A 14820-nucleotide genomic window follows, 5' to 3' on the forward strand; every position below is an offset into this window, starting at 1 on the left:
TTTAGTCCGCCTTGTCCTGCAGGGTGCGCGCTTCATCGGCCCACATGATGGGGATGCCATCACGGATAGGATAGGCCAGGCGATCGCCTTTGCAAATCATCTCCTGCGCCTTTTTATCGTACTCCAGCGGGCCTTTGCAGACCGGGCATACCAGGATATCAAGCAATCGAGCGTCCACGACATTTCTCCACAATTTGGTCGGCCAGCGCGCGGTCGATGCGCGCTGTTACCGGGACGACCCACAGGCGTGGATCATCACTGAGTTCTTCAATTTGCGCACATTTTACTGCATCCTTCTCGGTCATCAAGATAAGGTCGGCTTCGAGGGTGGCAAATGGGCGGTCCTGGAAGTCGTGATGATCGGGCAAAGGCAGCTCGGTGATGTTCAACCCCGCCCCCTTAAGCATCCCAAAGAAGCGTGCAGGATTGCCAATACCAGCGGCGGCAGCGATGCGCAGTTCGGGTTGAGCCGCGAGCTCCGTCAGAGATTGCTTGCGGGTGCGGTCCCGGAGTTGTTCAGCGTGCTCCCCCACGAGCGTCATCTGGACTGCCGGCGCCTGCGTACATGGGGTCTGACCCCGTACGGGGTCAGACCCCGCCTTACCGGGGTGGACTGCGCGCACCAAATCCTCGGTCAGCACCGGCGCGTTGATGACGGTGAAATCGCGGCGGCGGCTCACCGGCTCGCGCAGCGGCCCGGCCGGCAGCAGCCAGCCATTGCCGGCGCCGCGGCCATCGAACAGGATGATTTCCACATCGCGCTGCAGCTTGTAGTGCTGCAAACCGTCGTCGGTCAGCAGGATATCGACATCCGGATGCGCGGCCAGCAGCGCGCGGCCGGTAGCGGCGCGATCACGTCCCACCATCACCGGCGCACCAGTGCGCTGCTTGATCAGCAGCGGCTCATCGCCCACCTGCGCCGGCGTCGAGGTCGACGTCACTTCGCGCGCGCCCTCCTCCGAGCTGCCGAAGCCACGCGAAATCACGCCCGGCTTCATGCCAGCCGCTTGCAGCGCCTGCACCAGCCAAATGGTCAGCGGCGTCTTGCCCGTGCCGCCGATGTAGATATTCCCCACCACCACCACCGGCACCGGCAGCCGCGACGACTTCAGCACACCCGCCTTGAACAAGGCCAGGCGCAAGCCAATCACCGCGCGGAACACCAGCGACAGCGGCCACAACGCACAAGCCAGCGGTCCGCGCCGCAGCCAGTTACGCGTCAGTGTGGACTCCAGCGCCGACGAATTATTTGCCGCCACCGGTTTGCGCCGCAAAGGTAAGTTTCTCATAGCCGGCAAGGCGCGCGGCTTCCATCACATTGATCACCATCTGGTGCATGGCGAACTGGTCGGCATTGACGATGACCACCGGCGACTTGCCGGCCTCACCGCCCTTGCCTGCTGCCTCGCGCAAGGCCTGCGCAAAGCCGTTCACATCACGGAAGGAAATCGGCTCGCCATTGATGGTGTAATTGCCTTTGGCATCCACCGTCACGTTGAGTTCAAACGGCTTCTCGGTGGCCTTCTGCGCATCGGCAGTCGGCAGCGTGATTTGCAGCTCGGTGAACTTGCTGTAGGTGGTACTGACCATCAGGAAAATCAGGATTACCAGCAGCACGTCGATGAACGGAATCAGGTTGATCTCCGGATCCTCGCGGCGCTGGCCTTTGCGGAAATTCATGGAACGTCCTTATTTGCGCTTGCTGTGCACGACGTCGACAAACTTCACCGCCTGCTGCTCCATGTCGATGATGAAGCTATCCACCAGCGCGCGGAAGTGACGGTAGAACACCAGCGTCGGCATCGCAATCGCCAGGCCGAAGCCGGTGTTGTACAAGGCTACGGAGATGCCGTGCGCCAGTGCTGCAGGATTGGAGCCGGCCGCATTCTGCGAACCGAAAATCTCGATCATGCCGACCACCGTGCCGAACAGGCCCATCAGCGGCGCCAGGGTGGCAATGGTGCCCAGCGTGGTCAGGAAGCGTTCCAGCGTGTGCGCCACACCGCTGCCTGCCTCTTCAATGGATTCCTTCATCACCTCGCGCGGCGCGTCTACATTGCGCAGCGCGGCCGACAGCACGATGCCCAGCGGCGAGGACTTTTCCAGCTTGTCGATGATGTCCGGGGTGATGCGGTTGCTGCGGTAGACCTGCACGACCTCGTCCAGCAGCTTCTTCGGGATGATCTTGCTGCGGCGCAGATACATCAGGCGTTCGATAATCAGGGCGGTTGCGACGACGGAAGCAATCAACAACAGCCAGATAGGCCAACCTGCAACTTGGAATATGGCGAGCAAAACGAACTCCTGAATATTAACAACCGAATGGCGCAATGTATCTTGTTGGGCCGATGTCGGCAAGTGTCTGGCGGAGTTCTCAACATTTTCTGTGGACAATAATGTGAGCAAGACTAACCCTTCATTGCTAAACCATTGATCTATAAGGGAATACTTGCACCGCTCAAAAATCGCGCAGGTGAATGGGAACTTATCTCAGTTATGCCCAATTTCTGTGGACAAGATTGTGCGCAAGGTGACGAACTTATTCCAAGTCACTGATTTCAATGAATAATTTTTCATTGCGCAAAAAAAGAGCAGCTTTTTGGTAGCCAAACTACGCTGTGCACTTCTACACACTTCGTGTGGATAAGATTGTTAGCAAGCACTCAAACAATATCCAAGCCCCTTGATTTATAAGGGATTTTTTACCCTGAGTAAAAATTTAGCACGAGGGTGTTTTTAGCCCTTCTCCGGGGCAAAAACGGGCTTATCCACCGGCGCCTACCTCAACGCGACTGATCGCTTTCAACTATCAGGAGCAACTGTGCACTTCTGCACATTTTGTGTGGATAAGATTGTTAGCAAGGCCCAAGCGAACTATTCAAGTCATTGATTTATAATATATTTATTGCCATGCGCAAAAATAAAGCAGGCGATACCCGATGCCGACCGAGGGGGATACCGGTCCTCAAAACACCGGCCCGGGATATTCACCAAGCGGGGTCGGATTATGACAAGAACCGAGTTTTGCACAAATTCTGTGGATAAAAGTGTGCGAAACAGTGCGCAGTAGCACTTAAGTCATTGATTTATAACAATATAATTTCTCTGCGTAAATTTTAAGCATGACAAAAACAACAACAAGAAAAAGACTATCGATCACCAAAGTTTCACACATCTTTTGTGGATAACTTTGTGCGTAACCGTGGGTGGCGAGGGCAAAGTACTTGATCTGTAAGGGTTTTTCCTCCGTGCACGCAAATACGGCAGAAATGTTTACCCTTTAAAATCATGGACCTACCTATAATACCTAGCGCAAACACTACGCTGTTACCGCTGTGTGACCAAACCCACATAGTGTGGATAGTTTCATTTTTTGAAATCCTATGAACTTCGACGAACATATTGAATCCGCCCCAGCCGCTGCGCCGGTGCTTACCGTCAGCGCGCTGAACCAGGCCGTTTCGCGACTGCTGGAGCGCAGTTTTCCACTGACCTGGATTTCGGGCGAAGTGTCCAACTTCACGCGGGCGGCATCGGGGCATTGGTACTTCACGCTCAAGGATGATGGCGCACAGGTGCGGGCAGTGATGTTCCGCGGCCGCGCGCAATACGCCAGCTTTGTGCCGCGCGAGGGCGACAAGGTCGAGGTGCGGGCGCTGGTCACGCTGTACGGGCCGCGTGGGGACTACCAGATCAATGTGGAGGCGATACGCCGCGCCGGTGTGGGATCGTTGTTTGAGGCGTTCCAGCGGCTGAAAGAGAAACTGGACGCGGAGGGCCTGTTCCATCCGGACCGCAAGCGCGCGCTGCCGATCTTCCCGCGTACGGTAGGCATCGTCACCAGCCCGCAAGCAGCGGCGCTGCGCGATGTACTGGCGGCTCTGAAGCGCCGCGCGCCGCACGTGCAGGTGGTGCTGTATCCGACTCCGGTACAAGGCCAGCTGGCCGCGGCGAAGATTGCGGCGGCGATTGATACGGCCTCGCTGCGTAATGATTGCGACGTGCTGATTGTGTGCCGGGGCGGCGGCAGCATTGAGGATTTGTGGTCGTTCAATGATGAGGAAGTGGCGTACGCGGTGGCCAATTGCCGCATGCCGGTGATTTCCGGCGTGGGCCACGAGACCGACTTCACGATTTGCGATTTCGCCGCCGACCTGCGCGCCGCGACGCCGACGGCGGCGGCCGAGTTGGCCGTCACGCCGCGCGCGGACTGGATCGGCTCGCTGAAGGCGGACGTGATTGACGTGCGCCGCGCCATGCGCCGCAAGGTGAATGATGCAGGGCAAACGCTGGATGGCTACACGCGCCGCCTGCTGAACCCAAGCGCGCAGATCGATCAGCAGCGCCACAAGCTGCAAGCGATGGCAGCGGCCATCACGCACGCCAACCGTGCGCCGTTGACGCAAGCACGCCATCAACTGGATCGCCTGAGCGGCCGTCTCGGCGCGCGCAAGCCGGAAGTAAGCGGCGCCCGCTCCGTGCTGGCGAGCTTGCAGCATCGGGCCGCGATCAGCATCAACACCCAACTGGGCCAGCGGCGTGACGCACTGGCCGCCCTCGCCTCGCAGCTGGAACTGCTGAATCCGCAGCGCACGCTGGAGCGCGGCTACGCCATCGTCACCGACGAAGCCGGCGCCATCATGCGCGCGCCAACACAACTGAAGCCGCGCAGCATCGTCACCGTACGTCTGGCTGAGGGCACCGCCCAAATTGGCATCGACAGTGTGAGCTAAAAATCGGGGTCAGCTCTGTCATTCGGACAAATAATTTACGTATTGAGATTTCTCAAACATCGTGTGCGCATGTCCAAATGACAGAGCTGACCCCGAATTATGCGGCGGATAGCATGGCGGACATGCCGGTCAGTACGGGGTTCTGCTCGGTGATGACGTAGGTGGGGATGTGCGCCAGGTAATCGGAGAAACGGCCTTTCTGCTCGAAACGGGCGCGGAAGCCTGAGCGTTCGAAGAACTCGCTCATCTTCAGCACGGTGCGGCCGCCGATGTAGATGCCGCCTTTCGCGCCCAAGGTCAGCGCGACGTTGCCAGCCACGGTGCCCAGCATTTCGCAGAACGCCAGCAAAGTTTCCTCGCACACTGGGTCATGGCGATGCACGCCCCGCTCCATAATCTCTGCCGTATTCAAATTCTGCGGCTCAACACGCGCCCGCTCACACAAGGCGCGGTACACCAGCGCAATGCCAATGCCCGACACCAGCCGCTCGCTCGACACGTGCTCGTGATAACGCCGCGCATAACGCAGGATGTCGATTTCACGCTCGTTCATCGGCGCGAAAGTAGCATGACCGCCCTCGCTGTCGATGGCGATCCAGCGGTCGTCCACCGGCACCAGTGCCGACACGCCCAAGCCCGCATCCGCCCCCACCAGCCCGATCGGCGCGCCGCTGCGAACGATGCCACCGCCGATCTGGTGCTTGTGCTCCGGCGCCAGATACGGCAAGGCGCTGGCCAGCGCTGTAAAGTCGTTCACCACCACCAGCGATTTCAAACTGAATTGCGAACACACGGCCTCAATCGAGAACGACCAGTGATGATTGGTCATGGTCACCCAATCGCCGTCGATCGGGTTGGCGATGGCGATGCCGGCAAAGCGCGCCTGGTAGCCGCCCGCCGCCACCGTCGCCGCCTGCGACAAATAGGCCACCAGCGCCGCGCCCAGGGTCGGGTAAGCCGCGCACTCAGTCATCCAGACCGCTTCGATCTGGTTCGGCGCCGTCTCCAGTCCGAAGCTGGCGCTGCTGCCACCTATGTCGGCCAGGATGCGCGGGCCGTGCGCGAGGTGCGAAAAAGCGTCGCGTTTCATGTCTCTTTCCGTTCTATCTTTTGTGTTTCCTGCTGGCGCTTGAATTATATGGCATACAATGTCATGAAAACGTTTTCAAACACCCGGCCATTAAATACCGCCAACAGCAGAAAGTCAATCCGCTGTCACTCTCCAAATTGGCGGAATGTCCCTAGAATATGGTAATCTTGAGCAGAAAAGGTTTTCATAACTACATCGATAAAGGAAATACTTTGGCAGATAGCTCCCGTTCCCCCGGCCCATCGACCCTGATGGATGTTGCACGCCAGGCGGGAGTGTCGCCCAGTACGGTTTCCCGCATTCTGAACGGCACTGCCAAGGTCTCCGACGACAAGCGCCAGGCCGTGCTGAAAGCCATCGAGGCGATGAACTTTGCGCCCAACCAGATGGCGCAGGGCCTGAAAAAAGGCCGCTCGATGACCATCGGCATTGTGGTGCAGGATATTTCCTCGCCCTTCTTCGACGAAACCCTGCGCGGCGTGGACGATGGCCTGAAAGGCACCGGCTTCGCCTCGGTGATCGTCAGCGGCCACTGGAACGCCGACGAGGAAGCCGAGCGCATCCGCTTGCTGCTGGCGCGCAAGGTGGACGGCATCATCCTGCTGTCGGGCCGCATGGCCGACGACACGGTGCTGAATTTCTCCACCCAGCGCCCGATCGTCTCCACCGGCCGCGCACTGAAAACCCGCACCGCGCTCGGCTTCAAGATGGACAATGAATACGGCGCCTACCTGGCCGTGCACCATTTGATCGAGCTGGGCCACCGCCACATCGCCTTTATTTCCGGCCCGTCCAACAACGCCGACGCCGACGAGCGCCTGGCCGGCTACAAGCGCGCACTGCAGGAAGCCAGCCTGCCGGTGGACGAGAACCTGATCGTCGAGGGTAATTACCACGAGGCCAGCGGCATGCTGGCCATGAACCGCCTGTTCGACACCCACCAGCATTTCACCGCCGTGTTTGCCGCCAATGACTTGAGCGCCTACGGTGCAAGGCTGGCCTTGTACCGCAAGGGCATCCGGGTGCCGGACGATATCTCGCTGGTCGGCTTCGATGATCTGCCGGGCTCGTCGTACACCACGCCGCCGCTGACCACCATCCGCCAGCCGCTGTACGACATCGGCCGCATTGCCACCCAGGCGCTGCTGCGCATCATCAACGGCGAAGCGGCGTGCGGCGAGGTGCCGCCGCTAGAGCTGATTGTGCGCGAAACCACCCGCCGCGTACGGTAACGCCAGCTAACCCACACAAAACGCCGGACTTTTCAGCGATCGTCGCCCATCCGCTTTACAATGGTGGGCGTTTCGACATTTTTAACACCTACACAAAGGAAGAACAATGGAACATACCCTGCCACCTCTGCCCTATGCAATCGACGCCCTGGCGCCTGCTATCTCGCAAGAAACGCTGGAATACCACTACGGTAAGCACCACCAAACGTATGTCACCAACCTGAACAACCTGATCAAGGGCACCGAATTCGAAGCCCTGTCGCTGGAAGAAATCATCAAGAAATCGTCGGGCGGCATCTTCAACAACTCGGCTCAGATCTGGAACCACACCTTCTTCTGGAACAGCCTGACGCCAAACGGCAAAGGCGCACCAGAAGGCGCGCTGGCTGAAGCCATCAACGCGAAATGGGGTTCGTTCGACAAGTTCAAGGAAGAGTTCACCAAGTCGGCCGTTGGCAACTTCGGTTCGAGCTGGACCTGGCTGGTGAAAAAGGCTGACGGTTCGCTGGACATCGTCAACACCTCGAACGCCGCTACCCCACTGACCAGCGATGCCAAAGCGCTGATCACCATCGACCTGTGGGAACACGCTTACTACATCGACTACCGCAACGCTCGTCCTAAGTTCATCGAGACCTTCTTCAAGCTCGCCAACTGGGACTTCGCTGCCGCCAACTTCGCCTGAGCGATCCCGGCAGCCTAAGCCAGAAAGCCCGCAGCGCCCGCGCCTGCGGGCTTTTTTTATCACATCGGAGATTACGCATGACCTACCTCGCGTCCCCGCAACGCTATGAAGAAATGCAGTACCGTACCTGCGGCCGCAGCGGCCTGAAACTGCCGCTGATGTCGCTCGGCCTGTGGCACAACTTTGGCGATTCCAACACCCTCGCCTCGCAACGCGAAATGCTGCGCACCGCCTTCGACCTGGGCATCACCCACTTCGACCTCGCCAACAACTACGGCCCGCCCTACGGCTCCGCTGAAACCAATTTCGGCCACCTGTTCAAGGAAGACTTCAAACCGTACCGCGATGAGCTGATCATCTCCACCAAGGCCGGATGGGATATGTGGCCCGGCCCTTATGGCCTGGGCGGCGGCTCGCGCAAATACGTGCTGGCCAGCCTCGATCAATCGCTGCAGCGCATGGGCCTCGATTACGTCGACATCTTCTACTCGCACCGCTTCGATCCCGATACGCCGCTGGAAGAAACCATGGGCGCACTGGCGCACGCAGTCCAGCAAGGCAAGGCGCTGTACGTCGGCGTATCCTCCTACTCAGCAGAGAAGACTGCGGAAGCTTCGCGCCTGCTCAAGGAATGGAAGGTGCCGTGCCTGATCCACCAGCCGTCCTACAATCTGCTGAACCGCTGGATCGAAACCGACGGCCTGCTCGACACGCTGGGCCAGGAGGGTATCGGCTGCATCACCTTCACTGCACTGGCGCAAGGCATCCTGAGCGACAAGTATTTGAACGGCGTACCGGCCGATGCGCGCGTCAACCGCCCGGGCGGCGGCTCGTTGCTGCAATCGCATTTGAGCGTGGCCAATCTGGAACGTGTGCGCGGCCTGAATGAAATCGCCAAGCGCCGTGGACAAACGCTGGCGCAGATGGCGCTGGCCTGGGTACTGCGCGACGCGCGCATCACCTCCACGCTGATCGGCGCCAGCAACGCTGCGCAAATCCGCGAGAACGTGGCGGCGCTGAAGAACCTCGCCTTCACCGCAGAAGAGCTGGCGCAGATCGACGCGCAAGCGCAGGAAGGCGCCATCAACCTCTGGGCCGGGTCGTCCTCGCACCGCTAATGGACCGCTTCAATGCCATGCGCATATTCGCCCGCATCGTCGAGCTGGGAAGTTTCAGCAAGGCGGCGGAGGATGTGCAGATTCCGGCCGCCACGGCCACCTACACCATCAAGCAGCTGGAGGCGCACCTTGGCGTGCGCCTGCTGCAGCGGACTACGCGCCACGTCAGCACCACGCTGGACGGGCAAGCGTATTACGAACGTTGCGTACGCATCCTCGCTGATGTGGAGGAGACCGAGGCAGGATTTGGCAACAGCGGCGCGGCGCCGCGCGGCAAGCTGCGCGTGGATTTGCAAGGCACGCTGTCGCGCCATTACGTGTTGCCGCGATTGAAGGAATTCTTTGCCCGCTATCCCGGCATTGAATTAGAAATCGGCATGGGCGACCGGCTGGTCGATCTGGTGCGCGACGGCGTCGATTGCGTGCTGCGCGTGGGCGAGCTGCGCGACTCCAGCATGGTGGCGCGCCGCGTCGCCAGCCTGCAGCAGGTGACTTGTGCCAGCGCGGCGTACTTTGAGCAGTACGGCACGCCGCTGACGCTGGATGACTTGCTCAGCCAGGGCCATCGCGCCGTCAATTTTTTCTCTTCCGCTACCGGCAAGCTGTTCCCCTTCGATTTCATCGTCGAGGGCGAACAGCGCAGCATTCACTTGCCGGGCAGCGTCTCGGTCGGCAGCGCCGAGGCTTACGCGGCCTGCTGCGCCAGCGACCTCGGACTGGTGCAGATGCCGCGCTACCACGTTGAGCAGCAGCTACGCAGCGGCGCTTTCGTCGAAGTGCTGGCGCAGTGGCGCCCGCGCCCGATGCCGGTGTCGGTGCTATATCCGCATCAGCGCCAGTTGTCGCCGCGCGTGCGTGTGTTCGTCGACTGGCTGGCCGACGTGATGAGCGCCGCTAGCTAGAGGTGCGCGACCAGTCGCGGCGTTCCTCACGCTGCGGCTTCAACGGCACATCGCTTTCGCCTGTGCCCTCGGCATCGGTATCGCTATCCAGATCGCTGCCGGACTCACCTACCAGGTCACTGCCGCTGTCGGACGTGTCACTCGGTCCCAGCGTGCGCTTGTCGTGACCACTGCCCAGCTTGCGATCAGTGCCTACCGGGATATTGTCCGGGTCTAAAGTACTGTCAGCCATGACGGTCTCCTTGTCAAAAAAACTATTGAACCACCGCGTCCGCTATATGTCGGTGTGAGTCCGCACAAAAGGCTATCGTGCTCATAGGAATTTTTTACTTTACAAATGTAATGTTCATCCCTATAGTTAAGCCATCAACCAAGGAGAACATCATGAGCACAACCACCAAGCACCTGCTGACCGCTGCCGCAACCGTGGCGTTTGCGATCGCCGCCACTGCCACCACCGTGACTAACGCTTTCGCCCAGACCGCGGCTACCCCGGCTGCAACCACCGCCGCTGCCACCACCACCGCTGCCCAGAACAGCGTGGCCAACAGCGCACTGGCATCGGTCAAAGTTCAGGCAGCCGGTAAAACCCGCGCCGAAGTACAGGCTGAGTTCCTGGAAGCCCGCAAAAACGGCACCCTGCTGGAAACCGAGGCGGACTTCGACGTCGCCCAGACCCGCAAGCACAACGCCAAGTAAGCAGCACCCGTGAAACAGCTCGCGTCCGCCGCCGTCGTCATCGCCGTAGCAGTATTGGCCGGCTGTGCGGACATGGGCAAAGTCAAGCCGCAAGCCGTGCAGCTCAAATCCACCGACCTCCATCCCGGCAAGGCGCTCAGCGCCGCCAGCGCCAACGTGGCGTGGCCGGAAGAGCAGTGGTGGGAAGTCCTGCACGACGCGCAGCTGGACCGTTTGATGAACACCGCGCTGAGTGACAATCCCTCGCTGCGCGCGACGCTGGCCCGCGTGCGCCAGGCCGAAGCCCTGGCCGGCGTGAGCAAAGCCGCCACGCAAGCGCGCGTGGATGCATCGGCCAGCGCCGACCGCGAGTTGTACTCGGCGCACAGCACGATCCCCGCACCGCTCGCAGGGAACTACGCGTGGAAGAACACGGCCACGCTATCCGGTTCCTACGATCTGGATCTGTGGGGTCGCAACCGCGATGCGCTGGCCGCTGCGCTGGATGATGTGCACATGGCAGCGGCCGAGTCGCAAATGGCGCGCCTGACGCTGGAGACTTCCATCGTCCGCACCTACATCCAGCTGTCGCTGGAGTACGCGCTGCTGGATAGCGTGACGGAGAATCTGGCGCAGCGCCAGCGCATCCTGGACATCACGCGTCGCCGCAAGGCGGCCGGACTGGCCAGCGATATTGAAGTAACGAGCATTGAAACTACGCTGCCCGCTGGACGGCGCGAGCATGAGCAGCATGGCGAAGCCATTGCGCTGCTGCGCAACCAGCTGGCGGCACTGATTGGCAAGGGACCGGGCGACGGCGATACGATCGCCCGGCCAATGCTGACCCTCAAGGCAGGCGCGCAAGCCGGAGCACAGGCGGCGGTTCCTGCCAACCTGCCGGCGGAGCTGGTGGGGCGTCGTCCCGATATCGTCGCACAGCGCTGGCGCGTGGAAGCAGCCAGTTCGCGCATCGACAGCGCCAAGAAGGACTTCTACCCGAACATCAACCTGGCGGCGTTTGTCGGCGTGCAGTCGCTGGGCTTCGGTCACTTTTTAGAATCAGGCTCGCAGATGCGCGGCATCACGCCGGCCGTCAGTCTGCCCGTATTTGAGGGCGGCCGCCTGCGCAGCCAGCTCGGTAACCAGACCGCGATCTACGACGGCGCGGTCGAGCAGTACAACGCCGCCGTGATCCAGGCCATGTCGGACGTGGCCAACGCAGTAGTGAAGATCGAATCGATCAAGCAGCAGGACCAGCTGGCGCAACGCGCGCTGGCATCGGCGCAGCACCAACAGCAACTGGCGGAACGCGCCTACCAAGCCGGCCTGACCGACACGCTGAATGTGATCAACGCGCAGCTGACCTTATTGAACGAACAGCAGCAGATGGCGCAAGTGGCTAGCAAACAACTGGATAACTTCGCATTGTTGATGTCTGCGCTGGGTGGGGGCATAAAACTGGATTCACATTGATACTTAGATAGTACAATCAATCCTTTCCAAAAATATCAGAGGAGTGGCAATGAGTAGTTTTGAAGCGACTAAAAAACGCCTAAAAAATATCCATGCCCGAATACCGGAGTTCCCAGAGGACGCTATGCGCCTGGTGCGCATGACTTATCACATCCAGAAACGGATGAAGGATTTAAGTAACGCCGCCTTGCGCAAGTACGACTTGGTGGATGCCAGCTATATGGTGCTGGCAGTGCTGTACGGTTCGGACAATGAGACCTCGACCGCGTCCACGCTGGGCGAGGCCTGCATGGAAAAGCCGGCCAACCTGACGCGCGTGTGTAACGACCTGGAAGCACAAGGCCTGATCACGCGCGGCAATCGTCCTGGCGACCGTCGCTGCGTGATGATTTCGCTGACCGACAACGGCCGCGCGCTGGCGGAACAAGTGCTGCCTGAAGTCTGGAGCAAAACCACGCGTGCCTACGACGGCTACAGCGCGGAAGAAGTAAAACTTTTGGAATCGCTGCTGAAACGGCAGCTCGACAACTTAGAATCTATTAGCTAGACCTCATCACATGAACGCCTCTCCAGCCGCCCAGCCCTCCCAGGAACACAGCGCGGCGCGGAGAGTGCTCCGGTGGCTTTCTTCCGAAACCGCCGGCTGGGCAAGCACTGAAGGCGAACGCTGGATCTTCGTCGCCAAGGCCATGCTGGCCTCCTTCTCTGCTTTGTGGCTGGCCTTCCGGCTAGGTCTCGACGCTCCCTACACCGCCCTTGCCACCACCATTATCCTTGCCATGCCTAGCAGCGGCATGGTGCTGGAAAAGGCGTTCTATCGTTTTCTCGGTACGCTGGTGGGATGTTCGGCCGCGCTGGCGCTGGTGGCCTTGTTCCCGCAAACGCCGGTCATGCTGTTCCTCGGCCTGGCGCTGTGGGTGGCGCTGTGCACAGGCGGCGCGGCCATGCATCGCAACCAGCAGTCGTACAGCTTCGTGCTGGCCGGGTACACGGCGGTGATGATCGCCACGCCGGCGGTCGATGCGCCGGACCATGTATTCACACTGGCCGTCACGCGTGTGACCGAGGTGGGACTGGGGATTATCTGTTCCGCCGTGGTGCATGATGTGATCTTCCCGCGCCGCCACTCGCGCGCCGTGATGCGCACCGTACAGGAACGCTACGCAGGCTTTATCGACTTTTGCGTCAAGGTGCTGGAGCAGCGCATCACACCGGCAGACGCCGAGCTGAATCACCTGAAGTTCGCCGCTGATATCGCTGCCCTGGAATCGGGCCGCGCCGCTGCCTTCTTTGAAGCAGGCCATTCGCGCTCGCACACGCGCCAGCTGCACGCCTTTAACGCCGCCTTCATGACGGCGCTGACCACCTTCTACACGCTGCATCGCCTGAGCCACCGCCTGCGCGCGGCGAGCACGATGGCCGGCACGGACCGCGTGCTGGCGCTGGTCGCGCCACTGGAAGCGCACATGGCTTCCGCACTGCGCAACGACCTGACTGCAGCGCGCCTTGCGCAGATGCGCAACGCACTGGCCAACGACATCGCCGCCGCACGCGCGCAATGGGCCGCCGGTCCAGCACTGGACCGCGCGCAGCAAATCGATTTCGACACCGCCGTCGAACTGCTACAGCGCTTCGCCGGCGATCTCGCCGACTTCGCCGTGCTGTATCACGGCCTGACGCAGCAGAAGCGCCAGCAAGTCAGCGATCCCGGCTCCTACTCGCCAAAGACGCCGCCCGCCATCATCGCCGCCAGCGGCTTCCGCGCCGCCGCCACGCTGCTGGTCACCGCCGCCATGTGGTACTGGCTCGCATGGCCGGCCACTGTCAACGCCATCCTGATGGCGACGATTTTCTGCGCGCTGGCCTCCTCCTCGCCGCGCCCCACCGTGCTGGTATCGCAAGTGCTGATTGGCTTCCTGATCGCCATGCCGCTGGCCTTCATCACCGAATTCCTGCTGGTGGCCAAGGCCGACAACTTCTACCCGCTGGTGCTGGCCGCACTGCCGCTGTTCGCCTTCGGCGCATACCTGAGCAGCAGCCCGCGCTGGGGCGGCGTCGGCGTCGGCCTTGGCATGTTCTGCGCCACGCTGGTGGTGCCGACCAACTTGATGCGCTACGACGTCGAATCCTTCATCAGCAGCGAACTATCGCTGACGATGGGCGTAGCAGTGGCCTACCTGATGTTCAAGGTGGTGCTGCCCGAGCACACCATGGGCCACCGCAACCACGTGGCGACAGCTCTGTGGCGCGAAGCGCAAACCGCTTGCACTGCCAAACTGCATCGCCTCAAGCGCCGCTTCGACAACCGTGTGCGCGACTTGCTCAGCCAACTGAACGCCGCCGCCGGCCCCGCGCCAAATGCCGAAACGCGCAGCGTAGTGCGCCAGGGTTTGACCTTGCTGGAACTGGGCCACGCCATCATCGAACTGCGCCAGCTAATCGCTGCCTCGCACGCCGGCGCCGCGCGCGACAGCCTGGAAAAAGTCCTGCGCCTGCTGACCGCCTATCTGCACGCACCGTCGCACGCCAGCGGCGAAGCAGCACTGCGCGCCATCCTCGACGCTGGCACCGCCGTGCGCGCGGCCCTGGCCGACGCCCATCCAGAACGGCGCGCACGCCTGCACACTGCGCTGACCGACCTGCATTCCATCTACACGTCCTTGCTGGACCAGCTTTCCGGAGAACCCCATGTTCCAACACCTGCCGCGTGAAGTCGATTTTTTTGGTGTGCTGCTACCCGGCGTGCTGCCGGTGTTCCTGATCGCCGTGCTGTTGCAGCTGGTGCTGGACGCGGGCCTGAGCTACATCGGCGCGTACCGCCGCAGCTGGCACCCGGCGCTGGTACGGCTGTCCATGTTCGTCTGCATCTTCAGCGCCCTGCTGGTCACCTTGTATAAATAATTTAACCT

16 protein-coding genes are annotated in these 14820 nt (G+C 60.9%); 10 read left to right on the plus strand and 6 right to left on the minus strand.

Annotation, left to right across the window (positions count from 1 at the left end; translation table 11 throughout):
* Nucleotide 1: 1 nt before the first annotated feature.
* Genes GTP46_RS27240 through GTP46_RS27255 form a run of 4 tightly spaced genes read right to left on the minus strand, consistent with a single transcriptional unit; the run spans nucleotide 2 to nucleotide 2295 of the window.
* The gene (locus tag GTP46_RS27240; protein WP_081632595.1) at nucleotides 2-178 is read right to left on the minus strand and encodes a Trm112 family protein; all 177 of its coding nucleotides are present in this window, start codon (nucleotides 176-178) and stop codon (nucleotides 2-4) included.
* Nucleotides 159-1259: a tetraacyldisaccharide 4'-kinase gene (gene lpxK, locus GTP46_RS27245; protein ID WP_371869773.1), complete on the minus strand. Its 1101-nt coding sequence runs from the start codon at nucleotides 1257-1259 to the stop codon at nucleotides 159-161. The genes GTP46_RS27240 and lpxK overlap by 20 nt, the downstream gene beginning before the upstream one ends.
* Nucleotides 1246-1680 carry an ExbD/TolR family protein gene (locus GTP46_RS27250; protein ID WP_161009775.1) on the minus strand — a complete coding sequence of 145 codons (435 nt, stop codon included), beginning with the start codon at nucleotides 1678-1680 and terminating at the stop codon, nucleotides 1246-1248. Before GTP46_RS27250 ends, lpxK begins: the two co-directional genes overlap by 14 nt.
* 9 nt (nucleotides 1681-1689) lie before the next feature.
* On the minus strand, nucleotides 1690-2295 hold the full coding sequence (locus GTP46_RS27255; protein ID WP_161009776.1) for a MotA/TolQ/ExbB proton channel family protein: 606 nt from the start codon (nucleotides 2293-2295) through the stop codon (nucleotides 1690-1692).
* A gap of 1088 nt (nucleotides 2296-3383) precedes the next feature.
* Here GTP46_RS27255 and xseA point away from each other — a divergent pair.
* Nucleotides 3384-4733 (plus strand): exodeoxyribonuclease VII large subunit, encoded by a 1350-nt coding sequence (gene xseA, locus GTP46_RS27260; protein WP_161009777.1) that lies wholly within the window; start codon nucleotides 3384-3386, stop codon nucleotides 4731-4733.
* A 97-nt stretch (nucleotides 4734-4830) separates the two neighbouring features.
* Here the strand turns inward: xseA and glk are convergent, their stop codons facing one another.
* Nucleotides 4831-5823, minus strand: coding sequence for a glucokinase (gene glk / locus GTP46_RS27265; RefSeq protein WP_161009778.1), 993 nt, complete (start codon nucleotides 5821-5823; stop codon nucleotides 4831-4833).
* Between the two features lie 251 nt (nucleotides 5824-6074).
* Here glk and GTP46_RS27270 point away from each other — a divergent pair, with 251 nt between their 5' ends.
* The 4 genes from GTP46_RS27270 to GTP46_RS27285 all read left to right on the plus strand — a co-directional run bounded on the left by GTP46_RS27270 (nucleotide 6075) and on the right by GTP46_RS27285 (nucleotide 9760).
* Nucleotides 6075-7055, plus strand: coding sequence for a LacI family DNA-binding transcriptional regulator (locus tag GTP46_RS27270; protein ID WP_161009804.1), 981 nt, complete (start codon nucleotides 6075-6077; stop codon nucleotides 7053-7055).
* A gap of 106 nt (nucleotides 7056-7161) precedes the next feature.
* A complete protein-coding gene (locus GTP46_RS27275) occupies nucleotides 7162-7740 on the plus strand; it encodes a superoxide dismutase (protein WP_161009779.1) in 579 nt (192 codons plus the stop codon).
* A 77-nt stretch (nucleotides 7741-7817) separates the two neighbouring features.
* The gene (gene mgrA / locus GTP46_RS27280) at nucleotides 7818-8858 is read left to right on the plus strand and encodes an L-glyceraldehyde 3-phosphate reductase (protein ID WP_161009780.1); all 1041 of its coding nucleotides are present in this window, start codon (nucleotides 7818-7820) and stop codon (nucleotides 8856-8858) included.
* A complete protein-coding gene (locus GTP46_RS27285) occupies nucleotides 8858-9760 on the plus strand; it encodes a LysR family transcriptional regulator (RefSeq protein ID WP_161009781.1) in 903 nt (300 codons plus the stop codon). The genes mgrA and GTP46_RS27285 overlap by 1 nt, the downstream gene beginning before the upstream one ends.
* On the opposite strand, the gene GTP46_RS29570 is transcribed toward GTP46_RS27285, so the two are convergent.
* Nucleotides 9753-9992: a hypothetical protein gene (locus GTP46_RS29570; protein WP_202414459.1), complete on the minus strand. Its 240-nt coding sequence runs from the start codon at nucleotides 9990-9992 to the stop codon at nucleotides 9753-9755. The genes GTP46_RS27285 and GTP46_RS29570 overlap by 8 nt on opposite strands.
* Before the next feature lie 152 nt (nucleotides 9993-10144).
* Here GTP46_RS29570 and GTP46_RS27290 point away from each other — a divergent pair, with 152 nt between their 5' ends.
* From GTP46_RS27290 to GTP46_RS27310, 5 genes are read left to right on the plus strand one after another with little or no spacing between them, the layout of a single operon-like run.
* Nucleotides 10145-10459: a DUF4148 domain-containing protein gene (locus GTP46_RS27290; protein ID WP_161009782.1), complete on the plus strand. Its 315-nt coding sequence runs from the start codon at nucleotides 10145-10147 to the stop codon at nucleotides 10457-10459.
* Nucleotides 10460-10468: 9 nt separating this feature from the next.
* Entirely contained in the window at nucleotides 10469-11911 is a 1443-nt protein-coding gene (locus GTP46_RS27295; RefSeq protein WP_161009783.1) for an efflux transporter outer membrane subunit, read from the plus strand.
* Between the two features lie 49 nt (nucleotides 11912-11960).
* Complete coding sequence (locus GTP46_RS27300; protein ID WP_161009784.1) at nucleotides 11961-12458, plus strand: MarR family winged helix-turn-helix transcriptional regulator; 498 nt, start codon at nucleotides 11961-11963, stop codon at nucleotides 12456-12458.
* 10 nt (nucleotides 12459-12468) lie between these two features.
* Entirely contained in the window at nucleotides 12469-14622 is a 2154-nt protein-coding gene (locus GTP46_RS27305) for an FUSC family protein (RefSeq protein ID WP_161009785.1), read from the plus strand.
* Nucleotides 14600-14812, plus strand: a complete 213-nt coding sequence (locus tag GTP46_RS27310) for a DUF1656 domain-containing protein (RefSeq protein WP_229259124.1) — start codon at nucleotides 14600-14602, stop codon at nucleotides 14810-14812. Before GTP46_RS27305 ends, GTP46_RS27310 begins: the two co-directional genes overlap by 23 nt.
* Nucleotides 14813-14820: the final 8 nt, after the last annotated feature.

Origin of the sequence: Duganella flavida, assembly GCF_009857445.1 — a bacterium.
Lineage (GTDB): Bacteria > Pseudomonadota > Gammaproteobacteria > Burkholderiales > Burkholderiaceae_D > Rugamonas > Rugamonas flavida.